At 67.6% G+C, this 15,789-nt stretch carries 18 protein-coding genes; 11 read left to right on the forward strand and 7 right to left on the reverse strand.

The window, feature by feature from the left end:
• Positions 1-276: 276 nt before the first annotated feature.
• From M8R19_RS09000 to vapC, 7 genes are all read left to right on the forward strand, one after another.
• Positions 277-1,398, forward strand: a complete 1,122-nt coding sequence (locus tag M8R19_RS09000) for a branched-chain amino acid ABC transporter substrate-binding protein (protein WP_249917613.1) — start codon at positions 277-279, stop codon at positions 1,396-1,398.
• 119 nt (positions 1,399-1,517) lie between these two features.
• Positions 1,518-2,438 carry a high-affinity branched-chain amino acid ABC transporter permease LivH gene (gene livH / locus M8R19_RS09005; protein WP_074976578.1) on the forward strand — a complete coding sequence of 307 codons (921 nt, stop codon included), beginning with the start codon at positions 1,518-1,520 and terminating at the stop codon, positions 2,436-2,438.
• Positions 2,435-3,688 carry a high-affinity branched-chain amino acid ABC transporter permease LivM gene (locus M8R19_RS09010; protein ID WP_249917614.1) on the forward strand — a complete coding sequence of 418 codons (1,254 nt, stop codon included), beginning with the start codon at positions 2,435-2,437 and terminating at the stop codon, positions 3,686-3,688. Before livH ends, M8R19_RS09010 begins: the two co-directional genes overlap by 4 nt.
• Positions 3,685-4,452, forward strand: a complete 768-nt coding sequence (livG, locus tag M8R19_RS09015; RefSeq protein ID WP_074976582.1) for a high-affinity branched-chain amino acid ABC transporter ATP-binding protein LivG — start codon at positions 3,685-3,687, stop codon at positions 4,450-4,452. Before M8R19_RS09010 ends, livG begins: the two co-directional genes overlap by 4 nt.
• A 3-nt stretch (positions 4,453-4,455) precedes the next feature.
• Positions 4,456-5,157: an ATP-binding cassette domain-containing protein gene (locus M8R19_RS09020; protein ID WP_009620638.1), complete on the forward strand. Its 702-nt coding sequence runs from the start codon at positions 4,456-4,458 to the stop codon at positions 5,155-5,157.
• Positions 5,158-5,347: 190 nt separating this feature from the next.
• Positions 5,348-5,578, forward strand: coding sequence for a type II toxin-antitoxin system VapB family antitoxin (gene vapB / locus M8R19_RS09025; RefSeq protein ID WP_009620639.1), 231 nt, complete (start codon positions 5,348-5,350; stop codon positions 5,576-5,578).
• Positions 5,578-5,991, forward strand: a complete 414-nt coding sequence (gene vapC / locus M8R19_RS09030; protein WP_074976585.1) for a type II toxin-antitoxin system tRNA(fMet)-specific endonuclease VapC — start codon at positions 5,578-5,580, stop codon at positions 5,989-5,991. Before vapB ends, vapC begins: the two co-directional genes overlap by 1 nt.
• A 456-nt stretch (positions 5,992-6,447) precedes the next feature.
• Here vapC and M8R19_RS09035 read toward each other — a convergent pair whose 3' ends face one another.
• Together M8R19_RS09035 and M8R19_RS09040 are read right to left on the reverse strand one after the other, a co-directional pair.
• Complete coding sequence (locus M8R19_RS09035; RefSeq protein ID WP_249917615.1) at positions 6,448-7,137, reverse strand: GntR family transcriptional regulator; 690 nt, start codon at positions 7,135-7,137, stop codon at positions 6,448-6,450.
• A 64-nt stretch (positions 7,138-7,201) separates the two neighbouring features.
• Positions 7,202-7,936, reverse strand: a complete 735-nt coding sequence (locus M8R19_RS09040) for an SDR family NAD(P)-dependent oxidoreductase (protein WP_009620642.1) — start codon at positions 7,934-7,936, stop codon at positions 7,202-7,204.
• Between the two features lie 143 nt (positions 7,937-8,079).
• On the opposite strand from M8R19_RS09040, the gene M8R19_RS09045 reads away from it, so the two are divergent.
• Together M8R19_RS09045 and M8R19_RS09050 are read left to right on the forward strand one after the other, a co-directional pair.
• A complete protein-coding gene (locus M8R19_RS09045; RefSeq protein ID WP_249917616.1) occupies positions 8,080-9,144 on the forward strand; it encodes a phosphotransferase in 1,065 nt (354 codons plus the stop codon).
• Entirely contained in the window at positions 9,141-10,463 is a 1,323-nt protein-coding gene (locus M8R19_RS09050; protein ID WP_249917617.1) for an aspartate aminotransferase family protein, read from the forward strand. Before M8R19_RS09045 ends, M8R19_RS09050 begins: the two co-directional genes overlap by 4 nt.
• Positions 10,464-10,476: 13 nt before the next feature.
• Here the strand turns inward: M8R19_RS09050 and M8R19_RS09055 are convergent, their stop codons facing one another.
• From M8R19_RS09055 to M8R19_RS09065, 3 genes are all read right to left on the reverse strand, one after another.
• Positions 10,477-10,935 (reverse strand): sn-glycerol-3-phosphate transporter, encoded by a 459-nt coding sequence (locus M8R19_RS09055; protein ID WP_074976594.1) that lies wholly within the window; start codon positions 10,933-10,935, stop codon positions 10,477-10,479.
• Between the two features lie 24 nt (positions 10,936-10,959).
• Positions 10,960-11,442, reverse strand: coding sequence for an outer membrane lipoprotein (locus M8R19_RS09060; RefSeq protein WP_074976596.1), 483 nt, complete (start codon positions 11,440-11,442; stop codon positions 10,960-10,962).
• Positions 11,443-11,557: 115 nt separating this feature from the next.
• On the reverse strand, positions 11,558-12,472 hold the full coding sequence (locus M8R19_RS09065; RefSeq protein ID WP_074976599.1) for a LysR family transcriptional regulator: 915 nt from the start codon (positions 12,470-12,472) through the stop codon (positions 11,558-11,560).
• A gap of 102 nt (positions 12,473-12,574) precedes the next feature.
• Here M8R19_RS09065 and M8R19_RS09070 point away from each other — a divergent pair, with 102 nt between their 5' ends.
• Entirely contained in the window at positions 12,575-13,174 is a 600-nt protein-coding gene (locus tag M8R19_RS09070) for a short chain dehydrogenase (RefSeq protein ID WP_249917618.1), read from the forward strand.
• A gap of 342 nt (positions 13,175-13,516) precedes the next feature.
• Here the strand turns inward: M8R19_RS09070 and M8R19_RS09075 are convergent, their stop codons facing one another.
• Positions 13,517-13,915: a DUF488 domain-containing protein gene (locus M8R19_RS09075; RefSeq protein WP_009620653.1), complete on the reverse strand. Its 399-nt coding sequence runs from the start codon at positions 13,913-13,915 to the stop codon at positions 13,517-13,519.
• A gap of 97 nt (positions 13,916-14,012) precedes the next feature.
• On the opposite strand from M8R19_RS09075, the gene M8R19_RS09080 reads away from it, so the two are divergent.
• Positions 14,013-14,681, forward strand: a complete 669-nt coding sequence (locus tag M8R19_RS09080) for a COG3650 family protein (protein WP_249917619.1) — start codon at positions 14,013-14,015, stop codon at positions 14,679-14,681.
• Between the two features lie 9 nt (positions 14,682-14,690).
• Here the strand turns inward: M8R19_RS09080 and M8R19_RS09085 are convergent, their stop codons facing one another.
• Complete coding sequence (locus tag M8R19_RS09085) at positions 14,691-15,788, reverse strand: PLP-dependent cysteine synthase family protein (RefSeq protein WP_249917620.1); 1,098 nt, start codon at positions 15,786-15,788, stop codon at positions 14,691-14,693.
• Position 15,789: the final 1 nt, after the last annotated feature.

Consider the following 15,789-nt stretch of genomic DNA (forward strand, 5'->3'; position numbering starts at 1 on the left):
GCCATGATACCGCCCGGTCGGCGCCAGGCAAGTTTCCCGGGAGCCGCGGGGGCGGATGGGACCAAAGGAGGGTACTGGCACAACGCCGTTTTTCTATACGTTTATTGCGACTTTGCGACATGGGGCGAAACGCCCCGCCGCCAGCGGCTTTTCAAGCGGCGAAGCGGCACTCTACACTGTACCGGTACAGTTGCCGGCGGCTTCCCCCGGGCGCAAAGCCCGTCGAACCGCGGCCACGAACCACAAGAACGAAAACACAAGAAAGAGTGGAGCATTATGAAAAAGGGTACCCAACGTCTTTCCAAACTGTTGACCGCCATGGCCCTGGCCGGCGTCGCCAGCTATTCGATGGCCGCCGATACCATCAAGATCGCCCTGGCCGGTCCGGTGACCGGTGCGGTCGCCCAGTACGGGGAGATGGAGTTCGTCGGCGCCAAGATGGCCATCGAGCAGATCAACAAGGCCGGCGGCGTCGACGGCAAGCAGCTCGAAGGCGTGGTCTACGATGACGCCTGCGATCCGAAGCAGGCCGTGGCAGTCGCCAACAAGATCGTCAACGATGGCGTCAAGTTCGTCGTCGGCCACCTGTGCTCCAGCTCCACTCAGCCGGCCTCGGACATCTACGAGGACGAAGGCATCCTGATGATCTCCCCGGCCTCCACCAGCCCGGACATCACCAGCCGCGGCTACAAGCTGATCTTCCGTACCATCGGCCTGGACAACATGCAGGGCCCGACCGCCGGCAAGTTCATCGCCGAGCACGTCAAGCCGAAGATCGTCGCGGTCATCCACGACAAGCAGCAGTACGGCGAAGGCATCGCCACCGCGGTCAAGAAGACCCTGGAAGACGCCGGCGTGAAAGTCGCCCTGTTCGAAGGCATCAACGCCGGCGACAAGGACTTCTCCTCGCTGATCGCCAAGCTCAAGCAGGCCAAGGTCGACTTCATCTACTACGGCGGCTACCACCCGGAACTGGGCCTGCTGCTGCGCCAGACTTCCGAGAAAGGCCTGAAAGTCGGCTTCATGGGCCCGGAAGGCGTCGGCAACAAGGAAATCTCCGCCATCGCCGGCCCGGCTTCCGAAGGCCTCTACGTGACCCTGCCGAAGTCCTTCGACCAGGATCCGAAGAACCAGGCCCTGGTCGCCGCCTTCAAGGCCAAGAACCAGGACCCGAGCGGCCCGTTCGTGTTCCCGGCCTACGCCGCCGTGCAGGTCATCGCCGACAGCATCAAGAAAGCCGGCAGCGAAGACACCGAAAAGGTCGCCGCCGCCCTGCGCAGCAACACCTTCGATACGCCCACCGGTGCCCTGGCCTTCGACGAGAAGGGCGACCTGAAGAACTTCAACTTCGTGGTCTACCAGTGGCACAAGGACGGCACCAAGACCGAAGTCAAATAAGGTCTGCCGCCTGAGGTCCAAAGCCCACTGCACCCGCAGTGGGCTTTGTTTATTCCGCGTATTCCGGGGGTCCGTCGCGCCACAAGCGCCGCTTCACGCGACGCCCGAGGAGTTAGGTGATGCCTGAGCTCTATCACTACCTGCAACAGCTGGTCAACGGCCTTACCGTTGGCAGCACCTATGCCCTGATCGCCATCGGCTACACCATGGTCTACGGCATCATCGGCATGATCAACTTCGCCCATGGCGAGGTTTACATGATCGGCTCGTACGTAGCCTTCATCGTGATCACCGGCCTGGCCATGATGGGGATCGTCAGCCTGCCGATCGTCATCTTCTGCACCTTCGCCGCTGCCATCATCGTCACCAGCGCCTATGGCTACAGCATCGAACGGATCGCCTACCGCCCGCTGCGCGGCAGCAACCGGCTGATCCCGCTGATCTCCGCCATCGGCATGTCGATCTTCCTGCAGAACGAGGTCCTGCTCGCCCAGGATTCCAAGGACAAGGCCATCCCCAACCTGCTGCCGGGGAACTTCGTCTTCGGCGATCCCAGCTACGGGGTGACCGTCTCGTACATGCAGGTGCTGATCTTCATCGTCACCCTGCTGGCCATGTACGGCCTCAGCCTGTTCATCTCCCGTTCCCGCCTGGGCCGCGCCTGCCGCGCCTGCGCCGAGGACATCAAGATGGCCAACCTGCTGGGGATCAACACCAACAACATCATCGCCCTGACCTTCGTCATCGGCGCCAGCCTCGCGGCCGTAGCCGCGGTCCTGCTGGGCCTGCAGTACGGCGTGATCAACCCGAACATCGGCTTCCTCGCCGGCATCAAGGCGTTCACCGCCGCGGTGCTCGGCGGCATCGGCAGCATTCCGGGCGCCATGCTCGGCGGCCTGGTGCTGGGCGTCGCCGAAGCCTTCGGCGCCGACGTGTTCGGCGACCAGTACAAGGACGTGGTGGCCTTCAGCCTGCTGGTCCTCGTGCTGCTGTTCCGCCCCACCGGTCTGCTCGGTCGTCCGGAGGTGGAGAAGGTATGAACAAGCGACTCAAGACGGCCTTCTTCAGCGCCCTGCTGGTGCTGGCGGTGGCCTACCCGATCCTCGGCCTGAAACTCAGCGTCATCGGCATCGGCCTGCAGCTGGAAGGCGTCAGCCCCAGCACCCTGTGGACCATCGCCGCGTGCGCCGTGGCCATGTTCGTCTGGCAGCTGGTGCGCGACCGCTTCAGCTTCAGCCGTGGCCGCACCCTGCACCTGGGCGAGAACAACTTCCTGTACCGCTCGCTGACGCAGCCCTCGGTGCAGCGCAAGGTGATCATCGTGATGATCCTGGTCGCCCTGGCCTGGCCCTTCTGGGGCTCGCGCGGCGCGGTGGACATCGCCACCCTGGTGCTGATCTACGTGCTGCTGGGCCTGGGCCTGAACATCGTGGTGGGCCTCGCCGGCCTGCTCGACCTCGGCTACGTCGGCTTCTACGCCGTGGGCGCCTACAGCTACGCGCTGCTCTCGCACTACTACGGCCTGGGCTTCTGGACCTGCCTGCCGATCGCCGGGGCGATGGCCGCGCTGTTCGGCTTCCTGCTCGGTTTCCCGGTGCTGCGCCTGCGCGGCGACTACCTGGCGATCGTGACCCTGGGCTTCGGCGAGATCATCCGCGTCCTGCTGCGCAACCTCACCGGCCTGACCGGCGGCCCCAACGGCATCAGCAACATCGAGAAACCGACCCTGCTCGGCCTGACCTTCGAGCGCCGCGCCCCCGAGGGCATGCAGACCTTCCACGAGTTCTTCGGCATCGCCTACAACTCCAACTACAAGGTCGTGTTCCTCTACCTGGTGGCGCTGCTGCTGGTGCTGCTGGTGCTGTTCGTCATCAACCGCCTGCTGCGCATGCCCCTGGGCCGCGCCTGGGAAGCGCTGCGCGAGGACGAGATCGCCTGCCGCGCGCTGGGCCTGAACCCGACCATGATCAAGCTCTCGGCCTTCACCCTCGGCGCCTGCTTCGCCGGTTTCGCCGGCAGCTTCTTCGCCGCGCGCCAGGGCCTGGTGACCCCGGAGTCGTTCACCTTCATCGAGTCGGCCACCATCCTCGCCATCGTCGTCCTCGGCGGCATGGGCTCGCAGCTGGGCGTGATCCTCGCCGCCGTGGTGATGATCCTGCTGCCCGAACTGATGCGCGAGTTCAGCGAATACCGCATGTTGATGTTCGGCGCCATCATGGTGCTGATGATGATCTGGCGTCCGCAGGGCCTGCTGCCGATGCAGCGCCCGCACCTGGAGTTGCGTAAATGAGTCGACCGATTCTTGAAGTATCCGGCCTGACCATGCGCTTCGGTGGCCTGCTGGCCGTCAACAGCGTCGCGCTCAAGGTCGAGGAAAAGCAGGTGGTCTCGATGATCGGCCCCAACGGCGCCGGCAAGACCACCGTGTTCAACTGCCTGACCGGCTTCTACCAGCCCACCGGCGGGCAGATCCTGCTGCGCGGCGAGCCGATCCAGGGCCTGCCGGGCCACAAGATCGCCCACCGCGGCGTGGTGCGCACCTTCCAGAACGTCCGCCTGTTCAAGGAAATGACCGCGGTGGAGAACCTGCTGGTGGCCCAGCACCGCCACATCAACACCAACTTCTTCGCCGGCCTGCTGAAGACTCCCGGGTTCCGCCGCGCCGAGGCCGAGGCGCTGGACTACGCGGCGCACTGGCTGGAAGTGGTCAACCTCAAGGACGTCGCCAACCGCCCGGCCGGCACCCTGGCCTACGGCCAGCAGCGCCGCCTGGAGATCGCCCGCTGCATGATGACGCGCCCGCAGATCCTCATGCTCGACGAGCCGGCCGCCGGCCTCAACCCGCGCGAGACCGAGGACCTCAAGGCGCTGATCGCCATGCTGCGCGCCGAGCACGGCGTGACCGTGCTGCTGATCGAGCACGACATGAAGCTGGTGATGAGCATTTCCGACCACATCTACGTGATCAACCAGGGCACGCCCCTGGCCGACGGTACCCCGGAGCAGATCCGCGACAACCCGGACGTGATCAAAGCCTATCTGGGGGAGGCCTGAGCCATGCTGAAGTTCGACAAGGTCTCCACCTTCTACGGCAAGATCCAAGCCCTGCACGAGGTCAGCCTGGAAGTGCAGCAGGGCGAGATCGTCACCCTGATCGGCGCCAACGGCGCCGGCAAGTCGACCCTGCTGATGACCCTCTGCGGCTCGCCGCGGGCGGCCTCCGGCAGCATCAAGTACCTCGGCGAGGAACTGGTCGGCCAGGAGTCTTCGCACATCATGCGCAAGAGCATCGCGGTGGTCCCCGAAGGCCGCCGGGTGTTCGCCCGCCTGACCGTCGAGGAAAACCTGGCCATGGGCGGCTTCTTCACCAGCAAGGGCGACTACCAGGAGCAGATGGACCGCGTCCTGGGCCTGTTCCCGCGCCTGAAGGAACGCTTCAGCCAGCGCGGCGGCACCATGTCCGGCGGCGAGCAGCAGATGCTCGCCATCGGCCGCGCGCTGATGAGCAAGCCCAAGCTGCTGCTGCTCGACGAACCGTCCCTGGGCCTGGCGCCAATCATCATCCAGCAGATCTTCGACATCATCGAACAGCTGCGCAGCGAAGGCGTGACCGTCTTCCTCGTCGAGCAGAACGCCAACCAGGCGCTGAAGCTCGCCGACCGCGGCTACGTGCTGGAGAACGGCCACATCGTGATGCAGGACACCGGCGCCAACCTGCTGGTCAACCCCAAGGTGCGCGACGCCTACCTGGGCGGTTGAGCCTCTTGCGGCAAAAGAAAACGGCCCTTCGGGGCCGTTTTTCTTTGGCGCTTCGTAGGATGGTCGAGCCTTGGCGATGGGTATCGCTCCGCTCAACCCATCCTACGGTCGACGCCAGGTATATCCCATTGACATATCCCTCGCTATCCTTACCATGAATCCTCCCCTTTCCCCATCCCGGAGGCCGAGCATGGAACAAGGCGCCGTATTCCAGAGCAACCGCAGCCAGGCCGTGCGCCTGCCCAAGGCCGTCGCGCTGCCTGAAGACGTGAAGCGCGTAGACGTCGTGGCCATCGGCCGAACCCGCATCCTCACCCCGGCCGGAGAGAGCTGGGACAGCTGGTTCGACGGCGAGAACGTCAGCGCCGACTTCATGAGCGAGCGCGAGCAACCGGCGGAACAGGAACGCGAGGGGTTCTGATGCTGAAGTTCATGCTCGATACCAACATCTGCATCTTCACCATCAAGAACAAGCCGCAAGTCGTTCGCGAGGCCTTCAACCAGCATCATGGGCAGTTGGCGATCAGTTCGGTGACGCTGATGGAACTGATATACGGCGCCGAGAAGTCCTCCATGCCGGAACACAACCTGGGCATCGTCGAAGGTTTCGCCGCCCGCCTGGAAGTGCTCGACTACGACGGCAACGCGGCGGCCCACACCGGACAACTGCGCGCCGAGCTGGCGCGAATCGGCAAGCCCATCGGCCCCTACGACCAGATGATCGCCGGGCACGCCCGTTCCCGCGGGCTGATCCTGGTCAGCAACAACCTGCGCGAATTCGAGCGGGTGCCGGGGCTGCGCCTGGAGGACTGGACCGTAGCCCCATCGCCTTAGGTGCCGCTGCGGAATCTGTTCGCGAGCATGCTCGCTCCTACGAAAAGCCGTGCACGCCTGTAGCGTAGGAGCAGGCCCTGCCTGCGAATCGCGCGCAGGGCGCGCTCCTACATTGGACTGCGCCCTCTGCAGACCTGCGAAAACGGCAGGATGAAACCTCCCTCCCCGATCGCACGGACAGCCCCCTCTCCCGCTTGCGGGAGAGGGTTGGGGAGAGGGAGCGGCGTCAATCCGAAACACAGTTGCCGCCGGTAAACACCGTTCGCGAGTAGGAGCGCGCCCTGCGCGCGAAATCGCGGGCAGGGCCCGCTCCTACATTGGCATGGCATGGCGGATAGCCGCAGGAATGCACGGTCGTAGGAGCGGACCTTGTCCGCGATAGCCGGAACCACCGGCGCGATTCGCGGATGAGATCCGCTCCTACGCTGCCCCACCCGCGCCATTCCCATGAGGGATTCAACCCGCCGCCCGCGCCTCGTCCTCTTCGCGCTGGGCGAGGAACTCCAGCATCTTCTGGCTGCCATCGGTGAGGTCGGCGCAGATGGCTGCGCGCGCCGCGGCGCCATCGCCTTTCTGCAGCGCGTGCAGCACTTCCCAGTGGTGCTCCACCGCCATGCGTTCGTTGAAGCTGCCGTAGGTCCGCGCGATCAGCGGCCCGGTGCGCATCCACAGGCTGTCGAGGAAGCCCTTGAGCAGCGGCATGCCGGCGATCTCGGCGAGGGCGAAGTGGAAGGCCTGGTTGAGCTTGAGCGCCGCCACCAGGTCGTCGGCGTGGATGGCCGCGAGGTTGTCGCGGATGTTCTTCTCCAGCATCGCCAGTTGCGCGGGCGTGACACGGCTGGCCGCGGTCTCGGCGGCCAGGCCCTCCAGGGCCACGCGGATGCTGCGGATTTCCAGGTACTGCTCGCGGCTCAGCACCGGCACGCGGATGTCCCTTGGCGTGCGCAGCACCAGGGCCTGCTCCTTGGCCAGTTGCAGGATGGCGTCGCGCACCGGCGTCACGCTGGTGCCCAGCTGCTGCGCCAGGTCGCGGATGCGCAGGCGGTCGTCGGGCTGGAAGCGTCCGGTGATCAGCGCCTCGCGCAGCAGCGCATAGACGCCGCTGCCCAGGTAGGCGTGGTTGAGGCCGTCGATGGGATAGTTCATGGGCTCCTCGTGCTATTCCGGGCGCGATGATGCGGTGGCCGCCGGCGAATTGCCAGCTACCCGCTCAGACGTGCTGGCCGCCATTGACGTGGATTTCCGCGCCGTTCACGTACGAAGCCCCCTGGGTGCACAGGAAGTGGATCAGCGAGGCCACCTCCTCCGGCTTGCCCAGGCGGTGCATGGGGATGTCGCGCTCGACGATCAGTTCGGTGCCCGACGACAGGATCGAGGTATCGATTTCCCCCGGCGCGATGGCGTTCACCCGCACGCCGTGGCGGCCGAAGTCGTAGGCCATCTCGCGGGTCAGCGCCGCCAGCGCGGCCTTGGACGAGGCGTAGGCGACGCCGGCGAAAGGGTGCACCCGCGAGCCGGCGATGGAGGTGACGTTGATGATGCTGCCCTGGGCCGCCTTCAGCTCCTCGAACAGCCCGCGGGCCAGCAGCGCGGTGGAGAACAGGTTGACGTTGAACACCTTCAGCCAGGTGCCGTAGTCGCTCTCCAGCACGCCCATGCGCTGCCCTTCCGGGCCCTTGGGCGAGATGCCGGCGTTGTTCACCAGGGCGTCCAGGCGCCCGCCGAGCTTCTCGCGGATGGCTGGCAGGGCGGCCTCGACGCTGGCGATGTCCTCGAGGTCGAGGTGGATGTGGTTGAGCAGCCCCTCGGCCCAGGGGCATTCGGCCACCCAGTCCTGGCGCGAGGCGGTGAACACGCGCCAGCCGGCGGCGTTGAAGTGTTTCACGGTGGCGTGGCCGATGCCGCGGCTGGCGCCGGTGAGCAGCAGGGTCCTGGGTTCGCTCATGTGCGTGTCCATCCATTCGGGCTTGCGGAGTGCGTTCGATGATGACGCAATCGGCTGCCGAATAAAATATGATGCATCATATTTTCTTTATGCTTTAATGGCCGCCAGCCCCACAAGCACGACAAGAACCGGAGTCCCCGCGCATGCCGCTGACCGCCCTCGCCCACGATCCCCTGCTGGAAGCCGCGCCCGCCCAGGTCACGCCGGACCAGGCCGCGGCCATCGCCCGCGACTGCTTCGGCCTGGAAGGCCCGCTGCAACGCCTGGCCGGGGAGCGCGACCTGAACTTCCAGATCGGCGCCCACGACAGCGCCAGCCGCCTGCTCAAGCTGTCCCACCCGCTGGAGGACCCGCAGGTGGTGGACTTCCACAACCGCGCCCTGCTGCGCGTCCAGCAGGCCGACCCGGGCCTGCCGGTGCAGCGCGTCTACCCGGCCCTCGACGGCCAGTACCAGACCTGGGTGGAAGTGGACGGCCAGCGCATGCTGGCGCGGCTGATGTCCTTCGTCGAAGGCCTGCCGCTGCACCGCGTGCCCCAGCGCTCGCCGGCGCTGCGGCGCAACCTGGGCGAAGCCCTGGCGCGCCTGGACCTGGCCCTGCACGGCTACCAGCACCCGGCCTCCGGCCACGAACTGCTCTGGGACCTGCAGCACGCCCAGCGCCTGCGCCCGCTGCTGCGGCACATCGACGACGACGAGCTGTGCGCCCTGGTCGAGCGCGCCCTGGACAACTTCGAGGAACACGCCCTGCCGCGCCTGCCGACGCTGCGCGCCCAGGTGATCCACAACGACCTCAACCCACACAACGTGATAGTCGACGCCGCGCACCCCGAGCGACTGCGCAACATCCTCGACTTCGGCGACATGGTCCACGCCCCGCTGGTCAACGACCTCGGCGTGGCCGCCGCCTACCAGCTGGGCAGCGAGGGCGACGTGCTCGCCCCGGCCCTGGAATTCATCGCCGCCTATCACGCGCGCAACCCGTTGCAGGAAGCCGAGCAGGACATCCTCTGCGACCTCATGGCCACCCGCCTGGTGCTCACCCTGGGCATCACCGCCTGGCGCGCCAGCCTGCACCCGGAGAACCGCGACTACATCCTGCGCAACGCCCGCCAGGCCCGCGCCAGCCTGCAGGGCCTGGCCGGGCTGTCCCGATCCGAGGCGCGCGAACGCATCGCCCGCGCCTGCCACGAGGAGTCCCCCGCATGACCATGACCAATGGCTACAGCCCGGCCGACGCCGAGCGCCTGAGCGACAAGGAACGCAGCCTGATCGAGCGCCGCGAGCGCCTGCTCGGCCCGGCCTACCGGCTGTTCTACGAACGCCCGCTGCACACGGTGCGCGGCGAGGGCGTGTGGCTCTACGACGAGCGGGGCCGGCGCTACCTCGACGCCTACAACAACGTCGCCTCGGTCGGCCACTGCCACCCGCGGGTGGTCGAGGCCATCGCCCGCCAGGCGGCGGTGCTGAACACCCACACGCGCTACCTGCAGGAAGGCATCCTCGACTACGCCGAGGACCTGCTGTCCACCTTCCCCGCCGAACTCGGCCAGGTGATGTTCACCTGCACCGGCAGCGAGGCCAACGACCTGGCCCTGCGCATCGCCCGCCACCACACCGGCGGCAGCGGGGTGATCGTCACCCGCTTCGCCTACCACGGCGTCACCGGCGACATTTCCGAACTCTCGCCGGCGCTGGGCAGCGGCATCACCCTGCCCGCCCACGCTCGCACCGTGCGCGCGCCGGACGCCTACCGCCTGGGCGCGGAGAACGTCGCCCGCCTGCTCGCCGAGGACGTGCGCGCCGCCATCGCCGACCTGCGCGCCAACGGCATCGAGCCCGCCGCGCTGCTGGTGGACGGCATCTTCGCCAGCGACGGCGTGTTCGCAGGCCCCACCGGCGTCCTCGCCGAGGCGGTGGCCGCGGCCCGCAGCGAAGGCCTGCTCTACATCGCCGACGAAGTGCAAAGCGGCTTCGCCCGTACCGGCGAACGCATGTGGGGCTTCCAGCGCCACGGTGTGCAGCCGGACCTGGTCACCCTGGGCAAGCCCATGGGCAACGGCCAGCCGATCGCCGGCGTGGTGGCGCGCCCCGAGGTGCTGGAAAGCTTCGGCCGCAGCGTGCGCTACTTCAACACCTTCGGCGGCAACCCGGTGAGCTGCGCCGCCGGCCAGGCGGTACTCGACGTGATCCGCGACGAAGGCCTGCAACAACGTTCGGAACGGCTCGGCAACTACCTGCGCGAAGGCTTCCAGCGCCTGGCCCAGCGCCACGAGCTGATCGGCGACGTGCGCGGCGCCGGGCTGTTCCTCGGCGTGGAGCTGGTCGCCTACCGCGCCAGCAAGGCCCCGGCCGCCGCGCAGACGCGCCGGGTGGTCAACGCCATGCGCGAGCGCGGCGTGCTGATCAGCGCCGCCGGCCCGCAGGAGAACATCCTCAAGATCCGCCCGCTGCTGGCCTTCGAGCAGGAGCACGCCGACCTGCTGATCGACACCCTGGACGCCGCCCTGGCCGAAACCGCCGGCTGAGCGGGGTGCGCCGTTACAGGTTCACGCCCAGGTTGATCATCCCGGCCGAGTTGCCCAGTACCACGAACTCACTGGCGAAACGGCCGACCTGGGCGCCGACCGAGGGGATGACGGCCGGCGCCACGCCGTAGCGGTTGAGCGGGATCTTGTCGCGGTACTTGCCGTGGTAGCCCTGGATGGCGCCGCCGGTGACCTTGAAGTAGAACGGCGAGTCATCCAGGTCGAAACGCTTGCCGGCGTAGACGTAGTTGGAGCGCTGGCGGAACGAATTGCGGAAGGTCGCGCCGCCCCACACCCAGCCATCGGCGCGGTTGCGCTCGACGCCGATCAGGTCCTGGTGATTGTTGTGTTGCGGGTCGTGGTTCCAGTGCCGGGTGAACACGCTGGTCTGCAGGTACCAGGAATCGCCCTCGCCGGCCCAGGCGACGGGTGCCGCCAGCAGCGCCACCAGCAGGATCAGTGCCTTGTTCATGACGGTGCCTCCTGCACGGCGGCCTCAGAGCGTCACGCGGCTGGCGCCGTTGACACTCATGATGCGGACGCGGTCGCCAACGCGGAAACGCTGGCCGGCATCCACCGCCTGGACGTAGGCGCGGGACATGCCGTCGTCCTCGCGGACCACGATTTCCACGCCCTGGGTACGCGTCAGGCCCTCTTCCACCGCCGAGCCGGCGGCACCCCCAGCGACGCCACCGAGGACGGTGGCGATGGCGGCACCACGGCCACCCCCGATGCCGCTGCCGGCGATACCGCCAACGGCGGCACCGGCCAGGGTGCCGATCGGCGTCCTGGTGCCTTCGATCTGCACCGCGCGCAGGGATTCGATGGTGCCCATGCGCACGCTCTGCACCGCGCGGGCATCGGCGCGGGAATAGCTGCTGCCGGACAGGTTCGAGGCACAGCCGGACAGCACCAGGGCGCTGCCGACGAAGGCGGCGAGCAGCAGGGAGCGGGAGGCTTTCGGGGTCGGGGTTTTCATGCTCGGGTCCTCGCGGACGGTCACTAAGGGAATGGACAAAGCCTATTCCCTCGTCACTGAACACCCCCTGAACTCCAGCTGAACCCGCACTGAACGAAGCTGAACGAAGCCGTTTTCAGCCCTGCAATTGCAGCAGACGCTGGCGGGCGCGCTCGAACCAGGCCAGCAGGTAGTCCACCAGCAGTTGCGTGCGCCGCGGCAGCCCGCCCTGGTAGGGGTGCACCAGGAACACCGGCGTGCTGCGCGTCTGGTAGTCGCGCAGCAGCCAGCGCAGGCGGCCGTCGGCCAGTTCGTCCTGGAGCATGTAGGACGGCAGCCGGGCGATGCCGACGCCGGCCAGCGCCGCCTTCTTCAGCAGGGTGTAGTGGTTGCTCGCCAGCACCCCGCCGACCTCCACGCGGAACAGCTCGTGCTGGCGCTGGTACAGCCACGGGCCAGGGCCCGGGTAGTGGGTGTTGAGCAGGCAATTGTGCCCGGCCAGGTCCGCCGGCCGCTGCGGCTCACCGTGGGCGGCGAGGTATGCCGGGGTGGCGCAGGTCAGTTCCTGCAGGGCGAACAGCGGATGCGCCACCAGGCGCTCGTCGCCGCCGACGCCGGAGCGGATCGCCAGGTCGAAGCCGTCGGCCACCAGGTCGCGGCGCTCGTTGGCCAGGTCCAGTTCCAGGCGGATGCCCGGATGGCTGCGGGAGAACTCCACCAGCCAGGCGTCGAAGAAGGTCTCGCCGAGGGACACCGGCACACTCATGCGCACCGTGCCACGCGCCTCCTCCTGCAACCGCGCCACCGCCTGCCGCGCCCGCGCCGCCTGGGCGTTGAGCGCCTGGACCTCGGGCAGCAGGGCCTGGCCGGCGGCGGTCAGCGCCAAGCTTCTCGTCGTGCGGTGCAGCAGGGTCACGCCCAGGGCCTGCTCCAGGGCGCTGATGCGCTTGGACAACTGCCCCTTGCTGCAACCCAGGCGCTCGGCGGCGCGGGTGAAGCTGCCGCATTCCAGCAGCACGGCGAAGGCCGAGAGGTCTTCCAGTTCGCCCATGATTGTTTCCCCACGAAAACAGCAGGTTGCCGATTACCCCGGTTATCTCAACAAAATACGTCCCTAGACTGGCTCCGTCACCCACTCACTCCCGGAGTCAGCATGAAGATCATCCTCGTCGGCGCCAGCGGCACCCTCGGCCAGGCCGTGGCCAGCGAACTGGGCCAGCGCCATGAGATCGTCCGCGTCGGCCGCAGCAGCGGCGACCTGCGGGTGGACATCACCGACAGCACCTCGATCCGCGCCCTGTTCGAGCAGGTGGGCCCCTTCGACGCCCTGGTCAGCGCCGCCGGCAAGGTGCACTTCGCCCCGCTCGCCGAGATGGGCGAAGCCGAGTACGCCGTCGGCCTGAAGGACAAGCTGATGGGCCAGGTCAACCTGGTGCTGATCGGCAGCCGCTACGCCAACGACGGCGCCTCCTTCACCCTGACCACCGGCATCCTCAGCGAGGAGCCGATCCGCCAGGGCAGCTCGGCAACCCTGGTCAACGCCGCGGTGGAAGGCTTCGTGCGCAGCGCCGCGATAGAACTGCCGCGCGGGCAGCGGGTCAATGCGGTGAGCCCGAACGTGCTGGTGGAATCGATGGCGGGCTACGGGCCGTTCTTCCGCGGCTTCAAGCCGGTGCCGGCGGCGGATGCGGCGCTGGGGTTCGCGCGGAGTGTGGAGGGGGCGGAGACGGGGCGGGTCTACAAGGTTTGGTGAGTGTGGGGCGGGGGCTACTTGCTACTTGTAGGAGCGAGGGGGACGCCTAGTTCTTGCTCGCGAATCCTCAAGAGCGCCCTCTCCCTAACTCTCTCCCTGAAGGGAGAGGGGACCGTTGGGCAGACACGGATGTTCTGGAGTTAGCCGGTAACACCGAAAGCTACCGGCTGAAACCTGACCCTCTCTCGGCACGGACAAGCCCCCTCTCCCTTCAGGGCGGGGCGCGCAGCCGAGGGTTGGGGAGAGGGGACGGCGTCAACCCCAGACACCGAAGCCACCGGATAACTCCGTTCGCGAGCAAGAACTAGGCGTCCCCCTCGCTCCTACGAAAAGCCAACCCCCTCACTCCTTCTTCCCCGCATAGCACACCGGCGAACTCCCCTCCCCCACCCTTTCCATCTCATCCTCGAGAAACTCCGCCAACACCCGCGCATTGTTGTGCTCGGTATCCTTCGCGCCATAGAGCAGCGTCAGGTCGCCCTTGCCAGCGATCCCCAGCAGCTTCCACCAGTGCTCCGGGTGCGCCGCCAGTTCGGCGTGGTAGGCGCGGCGGAATTCCTCGAACAGGCCGGGATCGTGGTGGAAGCGCTGGCGCAGCTCGGTGGACGGCGCCACGTCCTTGAGCCATTCGTCCATGTGCAGCTCCTCCTTGCTGATGCCCCTGGGCCAGAGCCGGTCCACCAGGACCCGGTAGCCGTCCTCCGCGGCCGGGGCCTCGTAGGCGCGCTTGTAGCGAATCATCGGATGCCTCCTTTTGCGACTGTCCCTACCACTGTAGCCCTTGAGCAGGTGCCATTGGCTCGGTAACGTGGGCGCATTTTTCCGGGAGCCCTATCTCATGCGCCAAGCCCGTCTCTTCCTCTATGCCCTGCTGCCCCTGTTCGCCGCCTGCCAGGTGTGGAAGCCCGAGCCCACCCGCCAGGACGCGCCGACGCGGGTACAGGGCGAGGTCACCCGCGAGGATGGCGGCCTGGTGCTGCGACCGTGCAACGAGCAGCGCCGCTTCAACCTGGTGGACGGCGCCGACAGCGCCGTGGCCCGCGAGTCCCGCGACCTGTTCGCCGACGGCGCCGGCAAGCTGTTCATCGACGCCCGCGGCGCCTACTCCGGCGGCCAGGCCAGCAACACCGACGGCAAGTTCGAGGTGCGCTCGCTGTACCGCCTGCAGAACGAGGGCCACGGCTGCGACGACCCCAACTTCAGGCAGACCATCGTCCAGGCCGGCGGCAACGAGCCGGGCTGGAGCGTGATGGTCAACGCCCAGGGCCTGCTGCTGCAGCGCCCGGGGCAGCCGGACCAGGTGCTGCCCTACGTGGTGGAAAGCGTGCCCGGCGGCAGCAGCAGCTATTCCACCGAGGCCAACGGCGAGAAGCTGGAGCTGTGGGTGGCCCCGGCGCGCTGCGTCAACAGCATGAGCGGCGCGGTGAACAACCTCACCGCCGAGCTGCGCCTGGACGACAAGGTCATGCGCGGTTGCGCCTACCCCGGCGCCGCCTACCCGGAATAAGCCGGCCCGTCACAACCCCAGCGCCGGCAACGCCTCCGGCAGTGCGCTGCCCTGCTCCACGCAGGCGCGCACCGCGTCGATCAGCGGCTCCAGCTGGAAGCCCTGCTGGATCAACCACAGCGGGTCGTAGTAGCTGGTCGCGTAGCGTTCGCCGCCGTCGCAGAGGATCGCCACGATCGAGCCGGACTCGCCGCGATCGAGCATGCTCCGCGCCGCCAGCAGCGCGCCCACCAGGTTGGTCCCGCTGGAGCCGCCGACGCGCCGGCCCAGGCGCTGCGCCAGGTAGTGCATGGCCGCCAGCGACCAGGCATCGGGCACCTTGACCATGGCGTCGAGCACCGCCGGCAGGAAGGAAGCCTCCACCCGCGGCCGGCCAATGCCCTCGATGCGCGAGCCGCAGTCCAGGGTCAGGCTGCGGTCGCCGGTGCGGTAGGCATCGAAGAACACCGAGCGCTCGGCGTCGGCGCAGAGCACGCGGGTCTGGTGCCGACGGTAGCGGGCGAAGCGCCCGAGGGTGGCCAGGGTGCCGCCGGTGCCGGGGCTGGAGACCAGCCAGGCCGGCTCGGGAAAGCGCTCGTGGCGCAGCTGCTGGAAGATCGATTCGGCGATGTTGTTGTTCGCCCGCCAGTCGGTGGCGCGCTCGGCGTAGGTGAACTGGTCCATGAAGTGCCCGCCGCTCTCGCGGGCCAGGCGCTCGGACTCGGCGTAGATCTGCGTGGGGTCGTCCACCAGGTGGCTGCGGCCGCCGTAGAAGGCGATCTGGGCGATCTTCTCCTTCGAGGTGCTGGCCGGCACCACGGCGATGAAGGGCAGCCCCAGCAGGCGCGCGAAGTAGGCCTCGGAGATCGCCGTGGAACCGCTGGAAGCCTCGATCACCGGCGCCCCCGGCTTCAGCCAGCCGTTGCACAGCGCGTAGAGGAACAGCGAGCGCGCCAGGCGGTGCTTGAGGCTGCCGGTGGGGTGGCTGGATTCGTCCTTGAAGTACAGGTCGATGCCGGGCAGGCCGGGCGCTTCCAGGGGGATCAGGTGGGTGTCGGCGCTGCGCTGGAAGTCCGCCTCGATGATTCGGATGGCTTCGCGGGTCCAGTCACGGATGTCGATGGACATG

Source organism: Pseudomonas sp. R3.Fl, assembly GCF_023516765.1.
In the GTDB taxonomy this organism is placed as follows: domain Bacteria; phylum Pseudomonadota; class Gammaproteobacteria; order Pseudomonadales; family Pseudomonadaceae; genus Pseudomonas; species Pseudomonas citronellolis.

What these genes read in the sequence shown, in the direction of transcription:
- M8R19_RS09010 (WP_249917614.1), top strand. Translation starts at nt 2,435, where the DNA reads ATGAACAAGCGACTCAAGACGGCCTTCTTCAGCGCCCTGCTGGTGCTG.
- livH (WP_074976578.1), top strand. Translation starts at nt 1,518, where the DNA reads ATGCCTGAGCTCTATCACTACCTGCAACAGCTGGTCAACGGCCTTACC.
- M8R19_RS09035 (WP_249917615.1), bottom strand. Translation starts at nt 7,137, where the DNA reads ATGAACTATCCCATCGACGGCCTCAACCACGCCTACCTGGGCAGCGGC.
- M8R19_RS09060 (WP_074976596.1), bottom strand. Translation starts at nt 11,442, where the DNA reads ATGAAAACCCCGACCCCGAAAGCCTCCCGCTCCCTGCTGCTCGCCGCC.
- M8R19_RS09050 (WP_249917617.1), top strand. Translation starts at nt 9,141, where the DNA reads ATGACCATGACCAATGGCTACAGCCCGGCCGACGCCGAGCGCCTGAGC.
- vapC (WP_074976585.1), top strand. Translation starts at nt 5,578, where the DNA reads ATGCTGAAGTTCATGCTCGATACCAACATCTGCATCTTCACCATCAAG.
- M8R19_RS09085 (WP_249917620.1), bottom strand. Translation starts at nt 15,788, where the DNA reads ATGTCCATCGACATCCGTGACTGGACCCGCGAAGCCATCCGAATCATC.
- M8R19_RS09080 (WP_249917619.1), top strand. Translation starts at nt 14,013, where the DNA reads ATGCGCCAAGCCCGTCTCTTCCTCTATGCCCTGCTGCCCCTGTTCGCC.
- M8R19_RS09070 (WP_249917618.1), top strand. Translation starts at nt 12,575, where the DNA reads ATGAAGATCATCCTCGTCGGCGCCAGCGGCACCCTCGGCCAGGCCGTG.
- M8R19_RS09065 (WP_074976599.1), bottom strand. Translation starts at nt 12,472, where the DNA reads ATGGGCGAACTGGAAGACCTCTCGGCCTTCGCCGTGCTGCTGGAATGC.
- vapB (WP_009620639.1), top strand. Translation starts at nt 5,348, where the DNA reads ATGGAACAAGGCGCCGTATTCCAGAGCAACCGCAGCCAGGCCGTGCGC.
- livG (WP_074976582.1), top strand. Translation starts at nt 3,685, where the DNA reads ATGAGTCGACCGATTCTTGAAGTATCCGGCCTGACCATGCGCTTCGGT.
- M8R19_RS09075 (WP_009620653.1), bottom strand. Translation starts at nt 13,915, where the DNA reads ATGATTCGCTACAAGCGCGCCTACGAGGCCCCGGCCGCGGAGGACGGC.
- M8R19_RS09000 (WP_249917613.1), top strand. Translation starts at nt 277, where the DNA reads ATGAAAAAGGGTACCCAACGTCTTTCCAAACTGTTGACCGCCATGGCC.
- M8R19_RS09040 (WP_009620642.1), bottom strand. Translation starts at nt 7,936, where the DNA reads ATGAGCGAACCCAGGACCCTGCTGCTCACCGGCGCCAGCCGCGGCATC.
- M8R19_RS09045 (WP_249917616.1), top strand. Translation starts at nt 8,080, where the DNA reads ATGCCGCTGACCGCCCTCGCCCACGATCCCCTGCTGGAAGCCGCGCCC.
- M8R19_RS09055 (WP_074976594.1), bottom strand. Translation starts at nt 10,935, where the DNA reads ATGAACAAGGCACTGATCCTGCTGGTGGCGCTGCTGGCGGCACCCGTC.
- M8R19_RS09020 (WP_009620638.1), top strand. Translation starts at nt 4,456, where the DNA reads ATGCTGAAGTTCGACAAGGTCTCCACCTTCTACGGCAAGATCCAAGCC.